General features: G+C 70.4%; 21 protein-coding genes and 2 riboswitches. Of the genes, 6 read left to right on the top strand and 15 right to left on the bottom strand.

Annotation, left to right across the window (positions count from 1 at the left end; all coding sequences use genetic code 11):
- Window positions 1-26 precede the first annotated feature (26 nt).
- A complete protein-coding gene (locus tag HJC40_RS18405; RefSeq protein ID WP_250002334.1) occupies window positions 27-1,583 on the top strand; it encodes a diguanylate cyclase in 1,557 nt (518 codons plus the stop codon).
- Window positions 1,584-1,611: 28 nt separating this feature from the next.
- Here the strand turns inward: HJC40_RS18405 and HJC40_RS18400 are convergent, their stop codons facing one another.
- Together HJC40_RS18400 and HJC40_RS18395 are read right to left on the bottom strand one after the other, a co-directional pair.
- On the bottom strand, window positions 1,612-2,160 hold the full coding sequence (locus tag HJC40_RS18400; RefSeq protein ID WP_250002333.1) for a hypothetical protein: 549 nt from the start codon (window positions 2,158-2,160) through the stop codon (window positions 1,612-1,614).
- 68 nt (window positions 2,161-2,228) lie between these two features.
- Window positions 2,229-3,236, bottom strand: coding sequence for a LacI family DNA-binding transcriptional regulator (locus tag HJC40_RS18395; protein ID WP_250002332.1), 1,008 nt, complete (start codon window positions 3,234-3,236; stop codon window positions 2,229-2,231).
- Between the two features lie 101 nt (window positions 3,237-3,337).
- On the opposite strand from HJC40_RS18395, the gene HJC40_RS18390 reads away from it, so the two are divergent.
- Window positions 3,338-4,576 carry an MFS transporter gene (locus tag HJC40_RS18390; RefSeq protein ID WP_250002331.1) on the top strand — a complete coding sequence of 413 codons (1,239 nt, stop codon included), beginning with the start codon at window positions 3,338-3,340 and terminating at the stop codon, window positions 4,574-4,576.
- Between the two features lie 704 nt (window positions 4,577-5,280).
- Here HJC40_RS18390 and HJC40_RS18385 read toward each other — a convergent pair.
- Entirely contained in the window at window positions 5,281-5,619 is a 339-nt protein-coding gene (locus tag HJC40_RS18385) for an Atu4866 domain-containing protein (RefSeq protein ID WP_250002330.1), read from the bottom strand.
- Between the two features lie 102 nt (window positions 5,620-5,721).
- On the bottom strand, window positions 5,722-6,324 hold the full coding sequence (locus HJC40_RS18380; protein WP_250002329.1) for a TetR/AcrR family transcriptional regulator: 603 nt from the start codon (window positions 6,322-6,324) through the stop codon (window positions 5,722-5,724).
- Window positions 6,325-6,502: 178 nt separating this feature from the next.
- On the opposite strand from HJC40_RS18380, the gene HJC40_RS18375 reads away from it, so the two are divergent.
- A complete protein-coding gene (locus HJC40_RS18375; RefSeq protein WP_250002328.1) occupies window positions 6,503-7,399 on the top strand; it encodes an ABC transporter permease in 897 nt (298 codons plus the stop codon).
- Window positions 7,350-8,165 (top strand): ABC transporter ATP-binding protein, encoded by an 816-nt coding sequence (locus HJC40_RS18370; RefSeq protein ID WP_374272114.1) that lies wholly within the window; start codon window positions 7,350-7,352, stop codon window positions 8,163-8,165. The genes HJC40_RS18375 and HJC40_RS18370 overlap by 50 nt, the downstream gene beginning before the upstream one ends.
- A 57-nt stretch (window positions 8,166-8,222) precedes the next feature.
- Here HJC40_RS18370 and HJC40_RS18365 read toward each other — a convergent pair whose 3' ends face one another.
- Window positions 8,223-9,281: a hypothetical protein gene (locus HJC40_RS18365; RefSeq protein ID WP_250002326.1), complete on the bottom strand. Its 1,059-nt coding sequence runs from the start codon at window positions 9,279-9,281 to the stop codon at window positions 8,223-8,225.
- 3 nt (window positions 9,282-9,284) lie between these two features.
- Window positions 9,285-9,424, bottom strand: a riboswitch (cyclic di-AMP (ydaO/yuaA leader).
- A gap of 211 nt (window positions 9,425-9,635) precedes the next feature.
- A riboswitch (cyclic di-AMP (ydaO/yuaA leader) is annotated at window positions 9,636-9,768 on the top strand.
- Between the two features lie 3 nt (window positions 9,769-9,771).
- Here HJC40_RS18365 and HJC40_RS18360 point away from each other — a divergent pair.
- The gene (locus HJC40_RS18360; protein ID WP_250002325.1) at window positions 9,772-10,803 is read left to right on the top strand and encodes a hypothetical protein; all 1,032 of its coding nucleotides are present in this window, start codon (window positions 9,772-9,774) and stop codon (window positions 10,801-10,803) included.
- A gap of 61 nt (window positions 10,804-10,864) precedes the next feature.
- Here the strand turns inward: HJC40_RS18360 and HJC40_RS18355 are convergent, their stop codons facing one another.
- The 7 genes from HJC40_RS18355 to HJC40_RS18325 form a co-directional block, all read right to left on the bottom strand.
- A complete protein-coding gene (locus tag HJC40_RS18355) occupies window positions 10,865-13,228 on the bottom strand; it encodes a glycoside hydrolase family 65 protein (protein WP_250002324.1) in 2,364 nt (787 codons plus the stop codon).
- Window positions 13,229-13,289: 61 nt separating this feature from the next.
- Complete coding sequence (locus HJC40_RS18350; protein WP_250002323.1) at window positions 13,290-14,030, bottom strand: beta-phosphoglucomutase family hydrolase; 741 nt, start codon at window positions 14,028-14,030, stop codon at window positions 13,290-13,292.
- 87 nt (window positions 14,031-14,117) lie between these two features.
- Entirely contained in the window at window positions 14,118-14,606 is a 489-nt protein-coding gene (locus tag HJC40_RS18345; RefSeq protein ID WP_250002322.1) for an ATP-binding protein, read from the bottom strand.
- 70 nt (window positions 14,607-14,676) lie between these two features.
- A complete protein-coding gene (locus tag HJC40_RS18340) occupies window positions 14,677-15,579 on the bottom strand; it encodes a proline-rich domain-containing protein (RefSeq protein WP_250002321.1) in 903 nt (300 codons plus the stop codon).
- 122 nt (window positions 15,580-15,701) lie between these two features.
- The gene (locus tag HJC40_RS18335) at window positions 15,702-17,000 is read right to left on the bottom strand and encodes an ABC transporter ATP-binding protein (protein ID WP_250002320.1); all 1,299 of its coding nucleotides are present in this window, start codon (window positions 16,998-17,000) and stop codon (window positions 15,702-15,704) included.
- Window positions 17,001-17,133: 133 nt separating this feature from the next.
- Window positions 17,134-19,299 (bottom strand): bifunctional glycosyltransferase family 2 protein/CDP-glycerol:glycerophosphate glycerophosphotransferase, encoded by a 2,166-nt coding sequence (locus HJC40_RS18330; protein WP_250002319.1) that lies wholly within the window; start codon window positions 19,297-19,299, stop codon window positions 17,134-17,136.
- On the bottom strand, window positions 19,296-21,146 hold the full coding sequence (locus HJC40_RS18325) for a DUF5941 domain-containing protein (protein ID WP_250002318.1): 1,851 nt from the start codon (window positions 21,144-21,146) through the stop codon (window positions 19,296-19,298). The genes HJC40_RS18330 and HJC40_RS18325 overlap by 4 nt, the downstream gene beginning before the upstream one ends.
- 242 nt (window positions 21,147-21,388) lie before the next feature.
- Here HJC40_RS18325 and HJC40_RS18320 point away from each other — a divergent pair, with 242 nt between their 5' ends.
- Window positions 21,389-21,577: a PspC domain-containing protein gene (locus tag HJC40_RS18320; RefSeq protein ID WP_250002317.1), complete on the top strand. Its 189-nt coding sequence runs from the start codon at window positions 21,389-21,391 to the stop codon at window positions 21,575-21,577.
- Window positions 21,578-21,647: 70 nt separating this feature from the next.
- Here HJC40_RS18320 and HJC40_RS18315 read toward each other — a convergent pair whose 3' ends face one another.
- From HJC40_RS18315 to HJC40_RS18305, 3 genes are read right to left on the bottom strand one after another with little or no spacing between them, the layout of a single operon-like run.
- Entirely contained in the window at window positions 21,648-22,457 is an 810-nt protein-coding gene (locus tag HJC40_RS18315; protein WP_250002316.1) for a DUF4230 domain-containing protein, read from the bottom strand.
- Between the two features lie 42 nt (window positions 22,458-22,499).
- Window positions 22,500-23,663: an acyl-CoA dehydrogenase family protein gene (locus tag HJC40_RS18310; RefSeq protein WP_250002506.1), complete on the bottom strand. Its 1,164-nt coding sequence runs from the start codon at window positions 23,661-23,663 to the stop codon at window positions 22,500-22,502.
- Window positions 23,664-23,684: 21 nt separating this feature from the next.
- The gene (locus tag HJC40_RS18305) at window positions 23,685-23,978 is read right to left on the bottom strand and encodes a type II toxin-antitoxin system VapB family antitoxin (RefSeq protein ID WP_250002315.1); all 294 of its coding nucleotides are present in this window, start codon (window positions 23,976-23,978) and stop codon (window positions 23,685-23,687) included.
- Window positions 23,979-23,986 lie beyond the last annotated feature (8 nt).

The following is a 23,986-nucleotide window of genomic DNA, read 5'->3' as shown; positions in this document are numbered from 1 at the left end:
TCCGGTCCAGTGTTGATACTGGAACCATGGAGGGTGGGATAGATCGTGGTGCGCGTCTGCCGGTGCCGGTCACGGCGTTCGGCCCGCTCCACCTGCTGGCCCTCCGGGTCCACCGCCTGGCCGACACCGGCCACGGTCACGAAGCGCTGATCGCCGCCGACGCCTACCTGGCCATCGCCAACGCGGTCGGCGACGAGCGCACGGTTCTGTTCCTGGTGCAGGGCCAGATGTATGCCAACCTCTACATGGGACGGCTGGTCGAGGCGGCCGATCTCGGCGAGCGGCTGCTGCGGCTGCACCAGGCGGCCGGCTCGGTGCTGGGCGAGGCCAAGATCCTCTGTGATCTCGCGCAGGTCGAGGTTCTTCGGGGGCGTTACTTCCTGGCCATGCGGCACCTCGCCCGCGCCGCCGTCCTGCTCGACCGGCCCTACACCGACGTCGACCGGCGCCTCTCCGCCCTGTGTTCCTTCGCCGAGGCGGCCACGGCGGCCGAGATGTACGAGACCGCCGCCACCACCTACGAGCAGCTCAGCAGCACGCAAGCGAGCTTCGGCCTGGTGCACGCGGCCACGCTGCTGCACTGGGGCCTGCGGCTGGGTCACGTCGGCCGGCACGACGAGGGCGCGGCCCGGCTGCGGCGCAGCGCCGAGATCACCCGGCGCCACGTCGAACAGCGCCCCGACGACATGGTCGCGGGCGCGATGCTGGCGCTGGCCCTGGCCAAGCTCGGCGACGTGGTCCCGGCCGAGAAACTGGCCCGCGAGGCGGTCATGCCCCTGCGCCAGGCCGAGAACTACCGGTACGCCCGGATGGCCCACCTGGCGCTGGGCATCAGCCTGCGCACGCAGGGCGCGCTCGCCGAGGCCCGCACCGAGTTCGTGGCCGCCCGAGAGCTGTGCGCGTTCAGCCCCCGCCCCGACGAGCGACCGGTCATCCGCTTCGAGATGGCGCTGACCGCCCTGGCCATCGACGGCGGGCAGGCCGCCCGGGACCTGTTCGAGGCGGTCGAGGGCCAGACCCGGGAGCTGTGGCGGTTGCGCATGCAGCGGCTCGCCATGCTGCGCCAGGCCCACCAGCGTGAGGAGTCGGAGGCGGCCCGGGCCCGGGCCGAGCGCGAGGTCCTGCGCGATCCGCTCACCGGCCTGGACAATCGGCGTCGCTTCGACCTGCTGATGGACCGCATCGACCGCGGTCTGATCCCGGCCCCGCTGGTGCTGCTGATCGTCGACGTCGACCACTTCAAGGCCATCAACGACGCCTACTCGCACGCCACCGGCGACCGCGCGCTGCGCGAGGTGGCCCGGATCCTGCGCGCGCACTGCCGGGCCGACGACATCCCGGTCCGCTACGCCGGCGACGAGTTCACCGTCTTCCTGCAGGGCGACCTGGCCGTCGGACGGGAGGTGGCCGAGCGGATCCGCGCCGCCGTGGCCCGCAGCGACATCCTCCCGGGCGTCCGGATCACGGTGAGCGTCGGCCTGGCCGCGCTGGGCGAGGGCATGTCCGGCGAAACGCTGTTCCGCGAGGCCGACGACCGTCTCTACGCCGCCAAGTGGAGCGGCCGGAACACGATCGCTTCGTAGCTTTTCACAGCGGCTTCACGACACGCTTTCACAGCGGCTTCACGACACCCGAGCGGCCGCTGTAGAGGCTGCGCGAGTTGTCCAGGCCGCGCGGCGTGTCCGGGGCGTCGAGCCACACGATGTACGCCGCGCCGGACTTCAGCCCGCTGATGGTGGCGCTGCCGGTGCACCCGCCACCGGTGGTCACCGTCTTCCACACCGGCTCGGGCTGAGCCCCGCTGACGATCTCCTGCGGTACGGCGGCGACGCGATAGACGTTCCCGTACCGGGCCGGCCACTGGACCTTCAGCGAGCGGGTCGCCGGCGTCACGATCATCGGGATCAGGACCTTGCCGATGTCCTCGTTCCAGGCCAGCTCACACGCCTCACTGGTGGGCAGGAAGGACACCGGGGGCAGAGCGGGCGGGTACGAGCCGCCGCGCTTGGCCGCCGCGCTGGGTGTCGCGCTGCCCGGCTTGACGGTCACCCACGCCTCGCCGGCCGCCTCCGTGGGACTCGCCCCGGACGACGGGCTGGATCCGTCGCCGCAGGCGCCCAGCAGGAACGGCAGCACCGCGAGGGCCAGTCCTCGGCGCATCTATCCCCCTTTTCCCTCCCGTTCGGCGGAAAGGGGACGCGGCTTAGCCGCCGGGTCGTCCGGGCGGATCAGGCTGCGCCGCGGGGCGGACCGGTCGTGCCGCGGACCACGAGGCGCGGGGGGATGACGACCTCACGGTGGGCGACCTGGGCGCCGTCGATGCGCTCCACCGCGCGAGCCACGGCCAGCGTCGCCATGGTGTCGATGTCCTGCGCGACCGTGGTCAGGTCGATGTGCGCGAGCCGGCTGAAGCTGCTGTCGTCATAGCCGACCACGCTGATGTCCGCCGGCACCGAGAGCCCGTCCCGGCGCAGCACGTCGAGCAGTCCGGTGGCGCTCAGGTCGTTGAACACGGTCACCGCGGTCGGCGGGTGCTCGCGCAGCTCGCGGGCGGCCCGAGCCCCGTCCTCCTCGCCGAAACCGCCGGTCACCACCCGCTCGTACGCCTGCAGACCGTTCCGCCGCATCGCGTCGCGATAGCCCTGGCGCCGTTCGGCCGAGGACAGCCAGCGCCCGCCGTCGACGTGCGCGATGTCCCGGTGGCCGAGCGCGACCAGATGGTCGACCGCGAGGTGCAGCCCCCGCCCGTCGTCGGTGCGCACCACGTCGACCTGGCGCTGCCGCACCGTCCGCATCATTGCCACGACCGGCAGGCGCCCGGCCAGCGTGGCCAGTTCGGCGGTCGGGAGTTGCGGTCCGAGCAGCACCAGCGCGGCGCACCGGTCCTGAAGCAGACCCGAGATCGCCGTACGCTCGTCCCGCCGCGGAGTGACGGCGCTGAGCGTCAGTTCGTAGCCGATCTTCTCGGCCGCGTCGTAGAGACCGGTCAGCAGGTCGTCGTGGAAAGGGTGCTGCACCCCGAAGACCACCCCGAGCAGCCGGCTCTGCCCACTGCGCAACAGCCGCGCTCGGCTGTCCGGCTGATAGTCGAGCCGCCGGGCCACCTCGAGCACCCGCTCCCGGGTCGCCGCGCTGGCCCCCGGCGCGTCCCGCATCACGATCGACACGAGCGCCACCGACACCCCCGCCTGGGCCGCCACGTCGGCCAGCGTGGGCCGCCGCTCGCCCCCGGTCACGACTGCTTTCCGCCCCGTACCGTTTTCACAACTGAGAATGTACTTGTGATAACTAGAACGTTCTAGAGCGACCCGCCCTAGAACGTTCTAGAGTCGATCACGTGGAGAACCTCACCGCCGGTCGTCGCCGGGCGGCCCTGCTGGCCCTGGCGCTGGGCGGCTTCGGCCTGGGCCTCACCGAGTTCGTGGCCATGGGCCTGCTGCCCGACCTGGCCCGCGACCTGCTGCCCGCCGCGTACGCCCGCTCGGCCCCCGACGCCGTGGCCACCGCCGGCTGGATGATCACGATCTACGCCCTCGGCGTGGTCGTGGGCGCCCCCACCATCGCCGCCCTGACGGCCCGCCTGCCCCGCCGCCGCCTGGTGATCCTGCTGCTGGCCCTCTTCATCGTCGGCACGGTCGCCTCCGCCCTGGCGCCCACCTTCACCCTGGTGCTGACCGGCCGCTTCCTCGCCGCCCTGGCCCACGGCGCCTATTTCGGCGCCGCCGGGCTGCTGGCCGCCTCGATGCTGGGTCCCGGCAGCCAGGGAAAGGGCTTCGCCGTCGTGCTGGGCGGCCTGACAGCGGCCAACGTCTTCGGCGTCCCCCTGATCACCGCCCTGGGCCAGGCCGCCGGCTGGCGTGCGGCTTACCTCGCGGTGGCGGCCGTCTTCGCCCTCACGCTGCTGTTCGTGCTCTTCACGGTGCCCGAGATGACGGCCGCTCCGGGCGGCTCCCCGCGCGCAGAGCTGGCCGCCTTCAAGTCCCCGCACGTCTGGCTGGCGGCCGCGGTGGCCGCCGTCGGCTTCGGCGGCTTCTTCGCCGTGAACAGCTACATCGCCCCCATCACGACGCACGTGACCGGCCTGGCCGAGTCGTACGTGCCGTGGGTCCTGGCCGTCATGGGCATCGGCATGACCGCCGGCAACGCCGTGGGAGGCCTCACCGCCGACCGCAATCTGCGGCGCAGCGTTCTTTTAGGCTTCGTCGCCATGATCGGCACCATCGCCCTGTTCGGCCTCGTGGCGGCCACCCCGGTCGGCCTGTTCGCCGGCGCTTTCCTGGTCGGCTTCGCCGCCCTGTTCATCGGCCCGGCCCTGCAGGCCCGCCTGATCGCCGTGGCCCCCGGCGCCCAACTGATGGGCGCCGCCGTCAACCAGTCCGCGTCGAACGTCGCCAACAGCGCCGGAGCGGCCTTGGGCGGCGTGGTGATCGCGGCCGGGTGGGGTTACCTGTCCTCGGTGTGGATCGGCGTCGCCCTGGCCGCCACAGGCCTCGCTCTGGCCCTGCTCAGCTTCCGCCTGGACCGCCACCCCGCCCCCACCGAGGCCCCGCGCCTCCCCGAGCCCGCATCGGCCTGACGACCCGCCACCGAGGCCCGCGCGCCTCGGGCCCGCCACAACCAGACGGCCCCGCTAGATCAGCCCGCCAAATCGGCCCGGCCAGATCAGCCCCGCCAGCCCGGCCGGATCAGCCCCGCCGAATCAGCCCGCCAGGTCAGCCCCGCCAGCCCGGCCAGGTCAGCCCCGCCAGGTCAGCCCCGCGAGAATAGCCCCGCGAGAATGGCCAACCGGGACAGCGTCGTCAGGACAGTCTCGGGACAGCCCGCCAGAACGGCCGACAGAACAGCGCCCATAGAACGGCCTCGCCAGGCCCGCCCGCGAGGACGCCTCGCCTGAACAGCCCCGCCAGGATTACCCCGCGAAAACGCCGTGCCAGAACAGCCCCGCCAGGACCGGCCCGCGAGGACCGCCCCCGCCAGAAGAGCCCGCGAGAATGGCCGCCAGAACGGCCCGCGAGGATGGCCCGCCAGAACGGCCCGCCAAGACGGCAGCCACAGCACAGCAGAAGGGCCGCGACGTCGGTTGCACGGCCGGGCGACTCCGCGGCACCAAACTACGCCGAAGCGGCGACCATCGGCGGCGCCCGTCGCCACCCTGTGGACAACGCCGGTCGGTAGCCGCTCGCCTGTGGAAAACCAGGGCGTCGTCCAGGCCCACGGCGTACTGTCTGGGCCCGCCCCCTGGTAGGGAGGGGTGGGCTACTTATGGACCTGATTCCGCCCTCAGAAAGCTCGCCCCAGCCGATGCCCAGCCATCTCCAGCACCCCGTCACCGACGGCCACCGGCGTGTGCAGCCCCGAGTCGTCGCTGAGCATCAACGTCCGCCCCGCGAGGTCGTAGGTGCCGCTCGCCCGACGCTTGCGCCCCGCCACCTTCCCCGCGTACGTTCCGTCCGTCTTGATGTCGAGACGAACCGTGCCATCCGCGCTCAGCCAGACACCGACCGGCGCCGAGACCGTCACCTTTGTGGGCTTCGGCCCGGGGTTGTCGGATTGTTCGGCGACCTGCCCGCCCATGGCGATCGCGAAGAGGGCGGCAGCGTCCAGAACGGCGGTGTCCACGTGGTGTTGCATGACGGCTCCGGGGTTAGGGGGCACAGAGCCCCCACCTTCGGCAGCCGCGCGCCCGCCTCGCGCCGATCCGGTGGTGCAAACCGGTTGCGGTCAGCCGGCCGAGCCGCGCAGAGCGACCGTCACCGCCGCCATCAGCTTCTCCAGGTACTCCGCGTCCGGCTTGGTGCGCGAGACGGCCAGCCGCCAGTACAGCGGGCCCAGGATGAGGTCGACGGCCAGGTCCGGGTCGGTGCCCTCGGGCAGCTCGCCGCGGGTCACCGCTTGACCGACCAGCTTTTCGCCGACGGCCTGCTGGTGGGTGCGCAGAGCCTTCTGGAGGGTCTCGGCGATCTGCGGGTTGCGCGCGGCCTCGGCCATCAGGTCGGGAATGATCTGGGACGCGATCCGGTGTTGCAGAGCGCGGCTCACGATCATCATGATCAGCTGGAGGTCGCCGGCGAAGCTGCCGGTGTCGGGCAAGGGCACGGTGCGGCCCGCCACGTCCGACACGATTTCCAGCACCATCTCGAGCTTGTTGCTCCAGCGGCGGTAGATTGCCGTTTTGCCGACACCGGCGCGACGGGCCACGGCCTCGATCGAGAGCCGGCCGTAACCCACTTCGGCCAGCTCGTGCATCACGGCATCGCGGATCGCCACGGTGATGTCGCTTCGCAGCACGGCCGCCCCGGCCGGTGCTCGCTTTCCTGTCGCCACGTGGTCACTATACGCCAGGACGTTACGGTTGCGTTCCGCCGTTTAGTCCGATAACCTCTCCGGGCGTCGATACGAAGCCGTTCCATCGACGGCGACTTGACATGCTGCTTAAGTGTTCTCGCCTAAGGAACCAGGGCCCGGCACCCCTCACGGGCCGACGAGATCGGAGCACCACCCCATGGCTCAGACGGCGGTTGCCGATTCCGACACCGGGCCATCGCTCACGGAGCTGGCCAGGAGTCATGGCCTGACCAAGGCCGGACGACTGCCCAGCCTGCCGGAATACACCCGGCACCTGTGGTCGTACCGGCACTTCATAGCCGCCTTCGCCAACGCGAAGGTCAGCGCCTCGCTGGGCAGCACCAAGCTCGGCGTGATCTGGCAGCTTCTGACGCCCCTGATCAACGCGGGCGTCTACTACGTGATCTTCGGCGTGCTGATCAACACGAAGCAGAACGTCGACAATTTCATCGCGTACCTCTGCGCCGGCGTCTTCGTCTTCGGATTCACCCAGTCGGTGGTCCAGGCGGGCTCGCAGTCGATCACGTCGAACATCGCCCTGATCCGGGCCCTGCACTTCCCGCGGGCCAGCCTGCCGATCGCGGTCAGCCTGGTCGAGGTGCGGAACATGATCGCCTCGATGATCGTGCTGGTCGCGATCGTGCTGCTCACCGGCGAGCCGATCACGGTCCAGTGGCTGCTGCTCATCCCGGCGCTGCTGCTCCAGACGATCTTCAACACCGGGCTCGCCCTGTTCGTGTCGCGCCTGATCTCCAAGATCACCGACATCCGGCAGCTGATCCCCTACATCCTGCGGATCTGGATGTACGGCTCGGCCGTGCTCTACCCGGTCACGTTCTTCGCCGAGCGGGTGCACGGCTGGCAGCTCCGGCTGATCGAGGCCAACCCGATGCTGATCTTCATCGAGCTGGTGCGGCACGCGCTGATGGAGAACGTCCAGCTGGCCACCGCGGCGCCGCTGCTCTGGCTGCAGGCAGCCATCTGGACGGTGTTCGTCGGGTTCGGTGGTTACGTCTACTTCTGGCGCGGAGAGAAGGGCTACGGCCGTGGCTGACGACCGGCAACCAACTGTCATCGCGGACAACGCGCACATCGTCTACCGCATCTACGGTTCGGTGGCGCCGGGCGCGAACAGCCCGCTGGCCAGCCTCAAGCGGATCGTCACGGGCAAGAAGAGCGCGGCGGTGCGCGAGGTCCACGCGGTCAAGGGCGTCAGCTTCGTCGCCCACAAGGGCGAGGCGATCGGCCTGATCGGCACCAACGGCTCCGGCAAGTCGACGCTGTTGCGGGCGATCGCCGGGTTGCTTCCGGTCGAGCGTGGCGGCGGCATCTTCGCGGCCGGCCAGCCCTCGCTGCTCGGCGTGAACGCCGCCCTGATGAACGATCTCTCGGGCGAGCGCAACGTCGAGCTGGGCTGCCTCGCGATGGGCATGTCACCGGCCGAGGTCAAGGAGCAGGCGCCCGGGATCATCGAGTTCTCCGGCATCAACGAGCGCGGCGACTTCAGCTCGCTGCCGATGAAGACGTACTCGTCCGGCATGTCGGCCCGGTTGCGGTTCTCGATCGCCGCGGCCAAGAAGCACGACGTGCTGCTGATCGACGAGGCGCTGGCCACCGGTGACGCCAAGTTCCGCAAGCGCAGCGAGCAGCGGGTACGCGACCTGCGCAAGGAGGCCGGCACGGTCTTCCTGGTGAGCCACAGCGAGCAGTCGATCCGGGACACCTGCGAGCGCAGCATCTGGCTCGAGAGCGGCGTGATCCGCGCGGACGGCCCGACCGACGACGTGCTGAAGGAATACGAGACGTACGTCAACAAATAGCCGGACGCCGGCCGGCGGAGCTCGCCGGCCGGCGAAACGGAGCTGATCGGAGCGGGGCTACCGCACCGACAGGTGAACGTGGTTGGTGTGGTCGCTGGACGGGTCCCCGTTGGCGCCCGAGTACGCCTTCCAGCCGCTGCTCGGCAGCCAGATGCGCCGGAACCAGATGACGTAGAGCACGCCCAGCCGGCTCGAGTTGCTGATGAAGTAGTTGGCCAGGCGGGTGCCGTAGTCCTTGTCCCCACCCGAGGCCGTGCCGCCGAAGCCGTTCTTCTGGGCCGCGAAGTCGCAGGCCCGCCCCTTGGGGTGTTCGCCGCTGTTCTGCTCACGGAAGCAGGCCGAATAGCGCGTGAAGCCGTCCTTCTGAGATTGCTGAAGGGCGTGCAGCATGCGCGGGCTGATGCAACCGCTGGTGGTGGGGTCGTCGGCCGTGCAGCCCTGGGAGGGCAGCGACCCGTCCGAGTTGCGCGGGGCCGGAGTAGCCCTGGAGCTGGAGCCCGTGTCCCGGTCGGTCGGTTCGTCGGCGTCCTCGCCGGTCTTGTCGGCCCCGCCGGTGTTGGCCGCCTTCAACGCGTTCTCGGCCTGCACCTTGCGCTTGGCCATCAGGTTGACCTGCTTGACCTGGTTGCGCACCTCGGCGTCGATGGCCAGCTTGGCCCGCTGCTGCGCGTCCCGGTTGCCCTTCAGGTCGGCGACGGCGGCGTTCTCCTTGACCGCGACGGTCTCGAGCGTCTCGGCGCGGTCGAGGAAGCCGCCGGCCGAGTCTGCCGTCAGCAACGCGGTCATCGGACCGAGCCGGCCGGTCCGGTACGACTTCTGGATGATCTCGTCGATCGCTGCCTGCCGTGGCGCCAGTTCGGCGTCGAGCTGCTTGACCTTGGCGCCGAGCTGCGCCTGCCGCTTGCGGGAGAGTTCGAGAGCCTCCTTGGCCTCGACGAAGCCCTTGGAGGCGGCTTCGAGCTGCTGGATCAGCGACTTGGAGCCGCCCTCACCGTCGTCGCCGTTGTCACCGGGGGCCGCACCGGCCGGGCCGGACACCGCGACCAACAGGCCGGAGATCGCGATGAGCAGCGCCAGCAGGGGCGCCAATCTTCGCCGGACAGTTTTGTGCCGCACGCGTGTTCCTTCCGTCGGCCGCCGACCGAGTTAGCTGACGGGTTCGGGACGGAAGTGATCCCTACCGCTGGATCGCGGATTCACCCCGGAAGAACAACAGTGGGTCCCCGGTTCGCCCGAAGGCGATTAGGCGGCGGCCTCCTTGGGGGTGGAAGCCGCCACCGACCATACCCAACTCATCGAACGATCGACAGTTATCGTACGCAGCGCATTTCCCTCACGACTACCCGTCACGACAATCACGGAATGTGTTGGAGCGACTACGAAATTGCTTTTCGGCGGTACTGAAGCCGCGCTGACTCTCGGGTAAACTGGCCGCCGGTTCTGCCACCGAGGCACCGCCCCCGAGGTGCCGGCAGGCCACCGCCCAATCGCCGCGAGGCGAGCCGGGGAACCAGGTCAGTGGGGTGCATCCGCGCGAGCGGTAGGGATCGCTTCCGTCCCGAACCCGTCAGCTAACCCGGTCGGCGGTTTACCGGAAGGAACTGCATTGACCGTACGACCCCGCCGGTGGCTGACGCTTGCGTTGGCGCCGATCGTGGCCCTGTCCTTCCTGGGCGCACCCGCCTCCCCGGCGAGCGCCGAGCCCGGTGAGGGCACCTCGGCCGCTCCCGACGAGGCGGGCGGCTCCGTCGGAGAGAACGCGACTCTGGACGACGTCCTCGAGTCCTCCAACCGGCGGTTCGTCGCCGCCAAGGCCGCGGTGACGAAATCGACGTCGGCGCAGAAGAAGCTGGCCGCCGAGATCAGGATCGCCGAGGGCCGGCGCCGCGCCCTGGTCCCCGAGGTCAACGCGATCGCCGCGCAGCAATACCGCACCGGCCACCTGGGCACGGCCAGCTTCCTGCTGGGCAGCCAGGGCTCGGCCGACTTCCTCGACAAGGCGGTCTCCCTTGAGGAGATCAACAGCTTGCAGGACCGCAAACTGGCCGAGCTCAACAAGGCGATCACGGCGGTCAACTCCAAGAAGGCCGCACTCGACGCCGAGGTCAAGAAGCAGCAGAACAACCTGCTCGTGATGAAGAAGCAGAAGGAAGCCGCGAACAAGGCGCTGGCCCTGGTGGGCGGCGAAAGCCTGACGCACGGCGTCGTGCTGGCCAAGTCCCCGGTCGCGGCCCCCGCGCCGCGCGACTCGAACGGCGGCTTCCCGGGCCTGCCCTGCAACGTCGACGACCCGACCACCGGCGGCTGCATCACCGCGCGAACCCTGCACATGCTGAAAGAGACGAAGAAAGCCGGCTTCGACAGATTCGTCGGCTGTCACCGCAACGGCGGGCCATTCGAACATCCGAAGGGCCGGGCCTGCGACTGGTCCCTGCAGGACAGGGGCTTCGCGGTCGCGCACAACGCCGACATGCGCACGTACGGCAACAACCTGATGGCATTCCTGGTCCGCAATGCCGATCGGCTGGGGATCTATTACGTGATCTGGTACGAGCAGATCTGGTTCCCCACCAGAGGCTGGAGCTCCTATAGCGGACCCAGCGCGCACACCGACCACGTGCACGTGTCGATGCTCTGATCACCCGTACCGAAAAAAGGGCCCCGGATGATTGCTCCGGGGCCCTTTTCCGTTGCCGTGATCAGCTGGTGGCGCGGCGCACCGGGGCACGACCGGCCGGCTGGGTCGGCGCCGGGCCGGCCGGGTGGGCCGGCGGGATCGGCACGGTCACCGGCTTCACCTGGGTGACTTCGACGTCCTTGCCGTGGTGGACGAGCACCAGGCGAGCCGAGCCACCGCCGTTGCGCAGCGAGTAGGTGACATCCTCGGCGGTCACGTTCACCCGCAGCCGGAGCCCCCGCCAGAGCAGCGAGAACTCCAGGTTGTTGATGCGGCTGGGCAGACGCGGCGCGAAGGACAGCTGGCCGTTGAAGTCACGCATGCCCCCGAGCCCGGCGACCAGCGAGATCCAGGTGCCGGCCAGGGACGCGATGTGCAGGCCGTCACGCGAGTTCTGGTGCAGGTCGTGCAGGTCCATCAGGGCGGCTTCGCCGAGATAGTCGTGAGCCAGCTCGAGGTGGCCCACCTCGGCCGCCAGCACCGCCTGGACACAGGCGGACAGCGACGAGTCGCGGACGGTACGCGCGTCGTAGTAGGCGAAGTTGCGCGCCTTCTCCTCCGGCGTGAACGCGTCGCCGCGGATGTACATGGCCATGACCAGGTCGGCCTGCTTGACCACCTGCTTGCGGTACAGGTCGAAGTACGGGTAGTTGAGCAGCAGCGGGTAGGCCTCGGGCGGGGTGTTCTCGAAGTCCCACTCCGCCAGCCGCGTGAAGCCCTCGGACTGCTGATGCACGCCCAGTTCCTTGTCGAACGGGATGTGCACCGAGGCCGCCGCGTCCCGCCAGCTGGCCGTCTCCTCGTCGTCCACGCCCAGCTTGCGGGCGAGGTCGGGGTGCCGCTTGCACGCGTCGGCCGCGGTCAGCAGGTTCTGCTGGGCCATGAGGTTGGTGTAGATGTTGTCGTCGACCACGGCCGTGTACTCGTCCGGACCGGTCACGCCGTCGATGTGGAAACGCCCGTGCCGGTCGTGGTGCCCGAGCGAGCGCCACAGCCGCGCGGTCTCGATCAGCAGCTCGAGGCCGACCTCCCGCTCGAAGTCGTAGTCGCCGGTGGCCTGCACGTAGCGGCGGACCGCGTCGGCGATGTCGGCGCCGATGTGGAAGCCCGCCGTGCCGGCCGGCCAGTACGCCGAGCACTCCTGGCCGCGGATCGTGCGCCACGGGAACGCGGCGCCTTGCAGGCCGAGCGTCTGAGCCCGCTCCCGGGCCAGATCCAGGGTCGAGTGCCGCCAGCGCAGCACGTCGGCCGCCGCGGACGGCTGGGTGTACGTCAGGGCGGGCAGCACGAACGTCTCGGAGTCCCAGAACGTGTGGCCGTCGTAGCCGGGGCCGGACAGACCCTTGGAGCCGATCGGGCGCTGCTCGGCCCGGGCGCCGGCCTGCAGCGTGTGGAACAGCCCGAAGCGGACCGCCTGCTGCACCTCGGGGTCGCCCTCGACCTTGACGTCGGAGTGGTCCCAGAAGGCGTCCAGGTATTCGCGCTGAGCCTCGACCAGGCCGTCCCAGCCGTCCAGACGGGCGCTGGCCAGTGCCGCGCCGACCTGGTCACGCACGGCGGGCAGCGAGCGGTGGCTCGACCACCCGTACGCGGCCAGCTTGACCACGCGCAGCTTCTGCCCCGGCTCGAGCTTGCAGGCCACGGTGGTCCGCAGCCAGTCGGGGTGCCCCTCGGTGGTCACCGCGTGCTTGCCCGGCGTCTCGACGAGGTGTTCCATCGCCGCCGCCATGCGCAGGTCGCTGGCCTTGGTGCGGTGCACGAGCAGGCCGCCCGTACGCTGCTCGAGCATCTCCTCGGCCTGCAGCGGGTGGTCGAGCACGGCCGCGACCCGCGGGTCCTTGCTCGAGACCGGCAGCTGCTCGTTGGCGACCAGCTCGGACTGCAGGATCAGCCGGGCCGAGTCGTCGAGCGGCTCGACCTCGTACAGGAAGGCCACGACGGAACGCTGGGTGAACGACACCAGCCGGACGCTGCGCACCCGGATCGCCTGGCCCGAGGGGGAGACCCACTCGACGGTGCGCTCGAGCGTGCCGGCCCGCAGGTCGAGCACGCGCTCGTGCGACCGCAGCTCGCCGTAGCGCACGTCGAACGGCTCGTCGTCGACCAGCAGCCGCATCAGCTTGGCGTTGGTCACGTTGACCATGGTCTGACCCGACTCGGGGAAGCCGTAGCCGGCCTCCGCGTACGGCAGCGGGCGGAGCTCGTAGAACGAGTTCAGATAGGTGCCCGGCAGGCCGTGCGGCTCGCCCTCGTCCAGGTTTCCGCGTATCCCGATGTGACCGTTGGCCAGTGCGAACACGGACTCCGACTGAGCCAGCAGGTCCAGGTCGAGCCGGGTCTCCCGGATGTGCCAAGGGTCAACGGGATATGCCCGTTCACGGATCACGGTGGTGCCTCTCGCAAATGGATGAGGAGAAAGTCTTGAAGATATAAACGCTGATACGCGCTCAGCGCGTCAGCAGTTCGGACAGGTCCGTGACGACGATGTCGGCACCGTTGTCCAGAAGGGCCTGAGTCTGGCCCACCCGGTCAACCCCGATCACGATTCCGAACTGACCCGCGCGGCCGGCGGCGACGCCGGCCAGCGCGTCCTCGTAGACAGCACAGCTTTCCGGCGGGAGGCCGAGCTGCTCGGCTGCGTAGAGGAAGGTGTCGGGTGCGGGCTTACCCGGCAAGTTTTGCGCACGGGCGGTGACACCGTCCACGCGTACCTCTATGAGGTCCGTGATACCCGCCGCCTCCAAAACATCCTTGCAGTTGGCGCTCGCGGACACGACCGCGCGGCGCAGGCCGGCGTCCTTGGCGGCCTTGAGGTAGGCGACGGAGCCGTCGTAGACCTGGACGGCGCCCTCTTTGATCTTCTGCAGGACGAGGAGGTTCTTGCGGTTGCCGATGCCGTTCACGGTCTGCTGGTCGGGACCGTCGTCCGGGGTGCCCTCGGGAAGGGTGATGTGCCGAGAGGCCAGGAAGGTACGAACGCCATCGGCGCGTTGCCGGCCGTCGACATAGAGGTGGTAGTCGGCGCCGGAGTCGAAGGGTACGAACTGTTGCCCGTGCTGCGCCGACCACGTCTCGAGGAACGCGTCGAACGTCTGCTTCCAGGCGGCGTTGTGCACAAGGGCGGTCTGGGTGAGCACACCGTCAAGATCGAAGAGGCAGGCGGTCACATGAGGAGGTAGTCCGAGCACGCGCCCAATGTAGTCGCCCCCGGGCACCCATGAGTCCGGAAGGGCGGCTTCACCTTCGACCGGCGCGTTAACGCCCTGTTCAAAGTGCTATGGCCGGCTTGTTTCACCCGGTGTGCCAAGCAAGATCCGCAACTCGATCGTGGTACCGATCGGGCCGGTCGCCACGGTGACCTCGTCGCACAGCTGGTAGGCCAGCCAGATGCCGCGGCCGCCCACCTCGAACGCCTCGGGCACGTCGGGCGAGGCCAGATAACGCGCCGGGATGCCGGGGCCGGAGTCGGTCACCGCGCACCACGCCGAGCCGTCGGCGACCCGGAGCAGCACCCGGCCGTGGCCACCGGCGTGCAGCACGACGTTGGTGACCACCTCGTTGACCGCGAGGATGAACCCGTGCAGGCGGTCACCGCCGAGCCCGGCCTCGCGGAGCCGGGCCGACGTCTCGTGCCGGACCAGGGTGATGTCGTCGCGGCCGAAACGGCGATCGACCAGTCGTCCGGGATTTCTCGACGGCGGCTCGGCGAAGGCCGCCTCCGCTGCCGGAGCCGGCCGCACACCCTGTTTCACCCTGTCCTCCACCGTGGTGCAGCCTACGCGGTGTGCCACCTCGGTGGCACCACGCGTCCACGATAAAGGCCCGGTGGGAGGACTAGAAGAGGTCCGCGATGGTCCGGAAGATCTCGGCGTAGAAGTTGCCGTCGATGTCGCGGTACAGGCTGAATTCCTTGTCGGGGCTGCCGAAGAACGGCCGCAGCGTCCAGGCCAGCTGGGTGCCGACGAAGCCGAACAGCAGGATCCAGATGTAGAGCAGGGTCATGCTGGGCGGCGACTGCGGGGCGGCCGGCTGGAGCGGGCGCTGCTGGGCCGGACCGGGCGGCGGGATGCGCACGACCGGCGGCTGGACAGGCATCGGAACAGGGGCCGGGCCCGCTGCCGGCGCACCGCCGTTCGTCCCACTTTCGACCGTCGCTCCGGCGGCGACGAGAGCCTTCGCCGGCTCGGCGGCCGCCGGAGCCGGAACGGCCACCGGAGCGGCGGGGGCCAGGGCCGGCGCGAGCAGCCCGTGCTCGTTGAGCACCCTCATGCCACCGGTCAGGAAACGCAGTCCGACCAGCGCCGACAGGCCGAGGATGGCCACGTTGAGCAGCTTGAAGAACGCGTAGTCGGGCGCGGTGATCAGGAAGAACAGGCTGATCGGCGCGAAGGCCAGGGCCAGCATGGCCGTGACCGTGAGCGCCACCATCACCAGCGACAGCGACTGCCGGATCGACAACCGGGCGCCGAACACCAGGTTGAAGAGATAGAGCGTCGGCAGACAGATCGCGAGCGTGGCCAGAAACAGCAGCGGAAGCTTCACCGCCGAGGTCAGCGCCATCAGCACGCCGTGGAAGGAGCCGAGCACCGCGCCGTAGACGGCGAGGGCCACGACCGAGCTGACCATCATCTGGCCGGTGAGCCGCGGCAGCTCGCGGTCCTCCACGACCTGCTGCCAGATGCCCTGCCGGTCGCGCAGGATGCGTTCGATAACCAAGAGTCCGGACGCGTTCGCCACGTGCCTACCCCCAAGGTCGGGTCCGTATCGTCGATACGCCATCGCACCGACGTGTGGGCGGAACGGTACGCCATGGGAGCAACCGGGGGAAGACCCGCGCCGGGAAGCGACGCGTACGGGTGTCAGCGCCAGCCGACGTCGATGCGATCGCCGCGCTCGTCGAAGAAGTGCAGGGCGTCCATCCGTACGGCGACCGAGAGCGGATGCCCGGACGAGACCGGCGGATAGGGCGCCAGCCGCACCCCCAGCTCGGCCGGCCGCCGATGGTGCCGACCGGGGTCGTTCAGGACGCTCTGCCGTTCCGCCTCGCGCGCCGGCTCGGCCGGGCCGCCGGAGCGTCCGGCCAGCCGCTGCAGGGCGCCGCCGAACCGCTTGAGCGGGCCGCCGGCCGGCATCTCGTCGGGGGCCCGGGCGCCCGGGTCGTCGAGGACGATCGCGGTCGCGCCGATGTCGAGGAAGGCCAGCGACTCGTGCCCGTGGTGCTCCAGGTAGCGGATGCGGCCGCGCAGCACGTCGCCCGGCACGTCCGGGGCCACCGGGGTGAGCGCCTCGGCCCGCATGCCGACCACGATCCGCTCGCCGTGGTAGTGCGAGACCGCGCGCGCCCGGATGTCGTCCCACGGCAGGTACAGCGCCTGCTCGCCGAAGTTGAGCTCGATGTAACGCTCGAGGTGCACGTAGACCGACGCTTCGAGCAGGTTCATCCGCGGCGCGCCGAGGAACGCCGCCACGTAGAGGGTCGCCGGACGGCCGTACACCTCGGTGGGCGTGCCGATGTCCTGCAGGACGCCCTTGCGCATGATCGCCACCCGGTCGGCCATGGTCAGCGCCTCGGCCTGGTCGTGCGTCACGTACATGGTGGTGACGCCCAGCTCCCGGGTCAGACCGGTGATCTCGGCCCGCAGTTCGGCCCGCAGGCCGCTGTCGAGGTTGGAGAGCGGCTCGTCCATCAGGAACAGCCCGGGCCGGCGCACGATCGCGCGGCCCATCGCCACCCGCTGCCGCTGACCACCGGAGAGCTGGCTGGGCTTGCGGTGCAGAACGTCGCCGATGCCGAGCGCGGAGGCCACGCCGCCGATCCGCTCGCCGCGGGAGCCGGGCTCGACACCCGACAACTTGAGTGGGAAGCCGATGTTGTCGCCCACCGTCATGTGCGGATAGAGCGCAAAGTCCTGAAACACCATCGCGATGCTGCGGTCGCGCGGCGGCAACTCGAGCACCGGGTCCCCGTTGAGCAGAATATCGCCCTCGGTCGGGTCCTCGAGCCCGGCGATCATGCGGAGGATCGTCGACTTCCCGCAGCCCGACGGCCCGAGGAGGACCAGGAACTCACCGTCGTCGACGTCCAGGCTGACGTGGTTGACGGCCACGGTGCCGTCGGGCCACACCTTGGTGACGTCCTTGAGCGAGACGGTCGACACCGCCTACCTCCCCTGCCGGGCAACATCAATGTGATCCCGGTCCCACGACGGCCGGCGATCGGCCTAATTTGACGAGGAGTATCGATGTCACACCATCGGGTGAACGTGCCATTTGCGCTGAGTGACCGTTTGATTACCGCTTTTTCAGGAAAACCCGGCGGACCACACGCTCCGCCGCCTGCCCGTCGTCGAGATAGCAGAAGCGTTCCCGGAAGATCGCCCGGGCATTCTTGGCCGATTCATCCGCGTACGTGCCCTCGCGGAGCACCGTGACCAGGGTCGCGTAGTCGGTGGCCACCGCACCCGGCGGCTCGGCCATCAGATCGAAATAGGTGCCCCGGATGTCCCGGTAGGTGGGCCAGTCGGGCGCGAAGATCACGATCGGACGGTCCAGGACGGCGTAGTCGAACATCGCCGACGAATAGTCGGTGAGCAGCACGTCGGCCGCCAGGTAGAGATCCTCGACGACGGGGTAGCCGGACACGTCGATGATGCGGCCCCCGTCGCTCGCCGCCGCGGCGGCCGCGTCCGGGGGCACCGAGAAGTAGTGGTCGCGGACGAGCAGCACCGTGTTCGGGCCGAGCGCCGCGGCCAGTTGCTCGGCGTCGAGCACGTGCCGCCCCTCGGGCAGCCACTCGCGGTGGGTCGGCATGTGCAGCACCACCCGGCGGCCGGGCTCGATGCCCAGGCTTTCCCGCGCCGCGGCCGAGTCGGCCGACGTGGCCGTGGCCAGCCGGTCGTTGCGCGGATAGCCCACCTCGAGCGTCTCGTGCGAGCTCGGGTAGGCCGACGACCAGGCGATCGTGGTGTGCGCGTTGGCCGTGACGCTGAAGTCCCAGCGGTCGGCCCGTCGCATCTGCGCCCGGAAATCCTGGTCGCGCGCGCCGGCCGGGTGATCGGCCTGGTCGACGCCCATCTTCTTGAGCGGCGTGCCGTGGTGGGTCATGACGTGGGTCGTGCCGCGCCGCTTGACCACGCGGGGCGGCCAGTTCACGTTGTTGACCAGGTAGCGGCCGCGGGCGATGGCCCGGTAGTACGGCAGCGTGCCGGCCACGACGTGCTCGACGCCGGGCGGCAGCGACGCGACGCGGGCCGGGCCGACCACCCACACCTGCCGCAGGTGGGGGGCCAGCTCAGCGGCCTTCTCGGCGATCGCGGCCGGGTTGCACGAGACCCCGCGATACCAGTACGCGGCGTAGACGGCGAGCGACTCGTCGATCGGCAGCCGCAGGTGCAGCTGGTACCAGGAGTGACCGATGACCTGCCGGGCCCGCCGCGCGATCCAGTCGCGGGTCCGCCCGGCCAGCCTCCGCACCCGGCGGCCCTTGCTCGTCGCGAGGTCGAACAGCCGCATCGAGCGGTACGCGCCCCGGGCCACCAGCCGGTAGCGCACTCCCTCGCTGGCGTCGGGCATCGGGAAACCGCCGGGCGGCAGGTGCTTGCGGTACATGTCGGTCATCCGGCCGAAGAAGCGGGCGCGGGACCCGCGTGGCACCCGTGCGTCGTGCCGCAGCACGCGCAGGAAGTGCCAGATCATCCGGCGGAAGAGCAGGCCGCGGACCTGATCGTCCGGGGAGGCGTACTGGTTGGCCAGGGCCAGCGCGTGCTCCCAGTGGTCGAAGACCTCGAAGTGCCGGTCCCCGACCGTACGGGTGATCGCCCCGGTCCGGCGTTGCCGGTAGTGCACACACGTCCGCGACAGGGTGCTGATCCGCGGGGCCGCGAGGAGCACCGGGAACGTGAAGGAGACGTCCTCGTACCAGCCCTCCTCGAAGAGGAAGCCGAGCTGCAGCAGGAACTCGCGCCGCACGATCTTGTTCCAGGCCACGTGCAGGACGTTGAGCACCTCGGGCCACTGCTCGACTGAGAAGACCGCGGGCGCGTCGGCGAACAGCTTGCGCCCGGAGCCGGCCTGGACCCGCCCGTCCCAGTGCACCTTGTCCCAGCCGACGATCAGCACGTCGGCCCCGGTGCTGCGCAGCCGCTCGGCGACCGCGGCGAGGCTGCCGCCGGAGAGCCAGTCGTCGGAGTCGACGAACCAGACGTACTCGCCGGTGGCGTGCTCGAGCCCGAGGTTGCGGGCGCGGCCCAGACCCAGGTTCTCCGGCGCGGTCACCACCCGTACGCGGGGGTCACGGGCCGCGTACTCGGCCAGGATCGCGCCGCTGTGGTCGGGCGAGCGGTCGTCGACCGCGATGACCTCGAAGTCGTCGAACGACTGGCTGAGCAGCGAGTCGAGGCATTGCCGGAGGTAGCCCTGCACCTTGTAGACCGGCAGGACGATGCTGAGGAAGGTCACGGGCGGGAGCCACCTGTCCGCCAGTCGGCGATCGAGTTGACGAGGAATGTGCCGCCGACCAGCGCGGCCAGCACCACCATGCCGGCGGTGGGCACGCCGGCCACCGTGGCGGCGGTCAGCACCACCACCCGGCCGTCCCAGCCGAGCGGGTCCCCCGTGGCCCGTCCGGCGGGGGCGCCCTTCTCCATCCGGGCGACCAGGTCGTAGTGGTGCAGGGTCAGCATGAAGATCAGCAGGTAGACCACCGGGGTCGGCACCGAGCCGGCGAGGCCGGCCGCCACGACCAGGAGGTACTCGGCCGCGCGCAGGGCGGCCGGGACGAGCCAGTCGAGCGGCCCGCCGTGCCGGGCCCGGGCCGGCAGCCCGGCGCCGAGGACGACCAGCGCCGCGACGATCAGGGCGATCGTGGCCGGCGGCTCGAGCCGGCCGGCGAGCAGGGCCACGACCAGGGCCAGGGCGGCCACCGCGGCCAGGGCCGCGAACGCCAGCGGCGCCGGCAGCCGGGCCACGCCGAGCAGCTTTCGGACGAGCAGACCGTCGTCGCGGAAGCGCGAAGTGTCCACCTTGTCGAGCACGCCGACCCGCATGCTCAGCGCTCGCAGCGAACGCAGGCCCAGGGTGTACGCCATGGCGAACAGCCCGCAGGCGACCGCGCCGGCGAGCGCGACCCGCCCGTTGGTGAAGATGGCCAGCACCGACAGCAGGGCCCAGCGTTCGCCGATCGGGAAGACGACGATCCGCTTCAGCCAGTACGCCACCGAGCCGGTGTCACCCTGGACCCGGGTCGACGCCGCGCTCAGCCGGGCGCCGACGCCACCGGCAGCTTGCGGGCGCGGGTGGGCGGTGGCCTCGTCGTGCAGGGCGCCGTACCAGGCGTCGGTCATGTGCCGCACGGTCTGCAGGACGATCGCGGCGATGGCCAGCGGCCAGGCATAGGGCAGCCCGGCGCGCTCGGCCCCGGCGGCCAGCCCGGCGTACGCCGCGTACTCCTTGGCCCGGTCGGCCATCGTGTCGAGCCAGCCGCCGAACGCGCCGAACCGCCGCGTGTAGCGGGCCAGCTGACCGTCGACGCAGTCGAGGACGAAGCCCAGGTAGAGCAGGATGCCGCCGGCGATCATCGCGGGCCGCGAGGCCTGCCAGAACGCGAGCGCGGCGGCCACGGCGAACAGCACCGAGACGGCCGTGACCCCGCTCGGGGTGAGGCGGAGCCGGGCGGCGGCCTTGGTGACGAACGGCGACCACGTGCTGACTGCGTACGTCGTGAAGAAGTCGTCCTTCTCCTTCACGGCCATGCGCAGGCGGGCCTTGTCCTCGTCGACGGCGGCCACCCCGGCCCGGGCCCGCTCCAGCTCGGCGGTGTCGTGCACCAGATCGGCCCGGAGCAGGCGCACCGGCGTGGCGACCGGGACGAGACCGGCCGCGAGCAGTGCCGGCACCGGGTCGGCCCGGTCGGCCACCGCGGCCAGCAGCGGCACGTCGGCCGGGGCCACCCAGATCGCGCCGCCGTAGCGCACCGTGCCGGCGCCGTCGGTGGCCGGGAGCACCTTGCCGCGGTCGTCGCGCAGGTCGCCGGCCGGATCGGGAACGACCAGCGCGGTGGTGCGGCCGGCCGGCTCGGTGGCCAGCATCCACAACAGGCTGGGATGGGCGACCAGGTTGGCGGCGCAGATGAGGACGGCCTCGTGCGATTTCCGGGCCCGCTCGGCGACGTCCCGCAGGGCGGACGGCCCGGACTCGACCGTGCTGGCGCCGGCCGCCCGGAGAGCCGCGGAGAGCTCCTCGGTCAGCCGGGCCGCCTCGGCCGGATCGAGGGTGTCGCCGGAGTTGATCAAGACGGCCAGCGTCACCGGGAAGTCACTGCCTGCCTCCTAGGGCGCCATCACGTCGCCCGGCCCACGGTGCGCGGCTGCGTCCGGACGGCCGGAAATCGGCACCCAGGTTAACAGCGCAAGGCCGGAGGGTACGGGTCACCCTTACGGGAGCCGCGACGCCCGTCTCCACCTGGGGACCGAGGGCAGACGGTCACCGCGCCCATACCGTTGAGGAGGAGCCGGCGAACGAGCCGGACTCCCCGAAGTGAAGGAGTGAAGTGACCGTTTCTCGCCGTCTCGCTCGCCCCCGGGACAACCGCTGGATCGCCGGTGTCTGTTCCGGCCTGGCTCGTCGCTTCGGCGTCTCGCCCGGCATCATGCGCCTGATCTTCGTGATCTCCTGCCTGCTCCCCGGCCCGCAGTTCATCGCCTATCTCGTCCTCTGGGCCGTCCTGCCCAACGAGTGACCACCGCGACCCGCTGACCGCCGGGCGCCGGCCCCGCCCCCGGGCCGGCGCCCGGCTCAGGTCGGCCGGTCTAGGGTTTGTCGAAGGTGACCGTGACCGTCGTGTAGCCGAGCCGGGTGAACAGGCTTTCGAGCATGCGTTCGGTGTTCTGGCGGGCCCGCTCGTCGAGCCCGCTGGCGCGCGCCGCCTCGGTGATCCGCTGCTGGGCCAGCGCGTAGACCTGCTGCTGTTTGCCCGGGTCGCTGCGGAACGCGTCGCCGATGCGGTTGACCAGACCCCGCTCCTCGGCCACGACGTAGCTCTTCTGCATGTCGAGCGCGGCGGTCGACTGCTGCGGCGGCGGCAGGGTGATCGTCACCGTCTTGGCGCCCTCGTCGACCTGCAACGCGCCCTCGGCGAGCGAGCCGAACTCGACATACTGCTCGACGGTGCCGGAGCCGACGAACAGCGTGCGCCGGTTGACCAGGAAATCGGGGATGTTCTCCTTGCTCTCCTGCAGGTCGACGATGACCTGGAAGGTGCCGTCGGCCGCGACGTAGCGGCTGAGGTCGCGCATCGACTGCAACAGCACCGGCTGGCTGCGGTCGGTCGTCTTGTCGGAGAACGGGTTGTCGAACCCGGGCAGCACGTTGACCGCGCGCAGGCCGAGGCAGGCCGCGACCATCAGCGCGAAGACGAAGAACGTGAAGATCAGCAGGCGGGCGAAGCCGCTGACCCGGGACGCGGGCTCCACGGGCCCGGCCGCGGGTGGCTCGGCCGGCGCGGTCGCGGGTGGCTCCGGCGGAAGGGCCGGATACTCGCGCGTCGGCTCGCTCACGCCCTCGCGCGCCGAGACATCGGCGGAGACATCGGTGGAGACATCGTCCGGTGACTTGGCCATGAGTTCACCGTACGAGGGGGGTGCGACATCCGCACCATGCCTCTAGGCGAAAGCGTTCAATCCAGTCAATTTCTGGCCGATCACCAGCTGGTGGATCTCGGAGGTGCCCTCGTAGGTCAGGACACTCTCCAGATTGTTCGCATGGCGCATGACGGGATATTCCCCACTGATCCCGTTGCCGCCGAGAATGGTCCGGCAGGTCCGCGCGATCGCGATCGCCTCCCGCACGTTGTTCAGCTTGCCCACGCTGACCTGCTCGGGCCGCAGCGCGCCGGCCGCGTCGCGCAACCGGCCCAGGTGCAGCGCCAACAGGAAGCCCTTCTGCAGCTCGAGCGTCATGTCGGCCAGCTTGGCCTGGGTGAGCTGGAAGCCGCCGATCGGCCGGCCGAACTGCTCACGGGTGGTCGCGTACTCGAGGGCGACCCGCAGGCAGTCCCGGGCCGCGCCCATCGAACCCCAGATGATGCCGAACCGGGCCTCGGTCAGGCACGACAGCGGCGCCTTGAGGCCGCGCGCCTCGGGCAGCCGGGCGCTCTCGGGCAGCCGTACGCCGTCCAGGGTGATCTCGCCGGTGCTGGACGCCCGCAGCGACATCTTGTTCTTGATCTCGCGCGCGGCGAAGCCCGGGGTGTCGGTGGGCACCGCGAAGCCGTACACGCCCTCCTCGGCCCGGGCCCAGATCACCGCGACGTCGGCCAGCGGCGCATTCGTGATCCACATCTTGCCGCCGTCGAGGATCCAGTCGGCGCCGTCACGGCGGGCCCGGGTCGACATGTTCGCCGGGTCGGAGCCGTGGTCGGGCTCGGTCAGACCGAAGCAGCCGATCAGCTCGCCGGCCGCCATGCCCGGCAGCCAGCGCTGTTTCTGCTCCTCCGACCCGTACTTCCAGATCGCGTACATCGCCAGTGAGCCCTGCACGCTGACCAGCGACCGGACGCCCGAGTCGGCCGCCTCGAGCTCCATGCAGGCCACGCCGTAGGACACCGCGGACGCGCCCGCGCAGCCGTACCCGGTCAGGTGCATCCCGAGCAGGCCGAGCTTGCCGAACTCGAGGGCCAGCTCGCGCACGGGCGTGCTGCCCTTCTCGTACCAGTCGGCGACGTACGGGCGTACCCGGTCATCGGCGACCCGGCGCACGACGGCACGGATGTCGCGTTCCTCGTCGTTGAGCTGCGTGTCGAGATCGAGAAGATCCAGCGGAGCCACCATGGACCTCAACCTAACCGGTCAGGCGACGACGAGCACCCGCGCGTGGATCTGGTTGCGCTGCTGCAGGGCCGCCCGGAGCGCGCGGTGCAGACCGTCCTCCAGATAGAGGGCGCCGCGATACTCCACCACGTGCGGGAAGAGGTCGCCGTAGAACGTCGAGTCCTCGGCCAGCAACTTGTCGAGCGCCAGCTCACGTTTCGTGGTGATCAGATCGGCCAGCCGGATCGGTCTGGGCGGGATCTCGGCCCACGCCTTCAGGGTGGTGTGGTGATCGGGATACGGGGCGCCGTCACGGACCGCCTTGAAGATCACGGCCGATC

The organism is Actinoplanes sp. M2I2, from assembly GCF_023544445.1.
In the GTDB taxonomy this organism is placed as follows: domain Bacteria; phylum Actinomycetota; class Actinomycetes; order Mycobacteriales; family Micromonosporaceae; genus Actinoplanes.
Note: the sequence above shows the minus strand (reverse complement) of the source record. Positions and strands in the feature narration are given on the sequence as shown.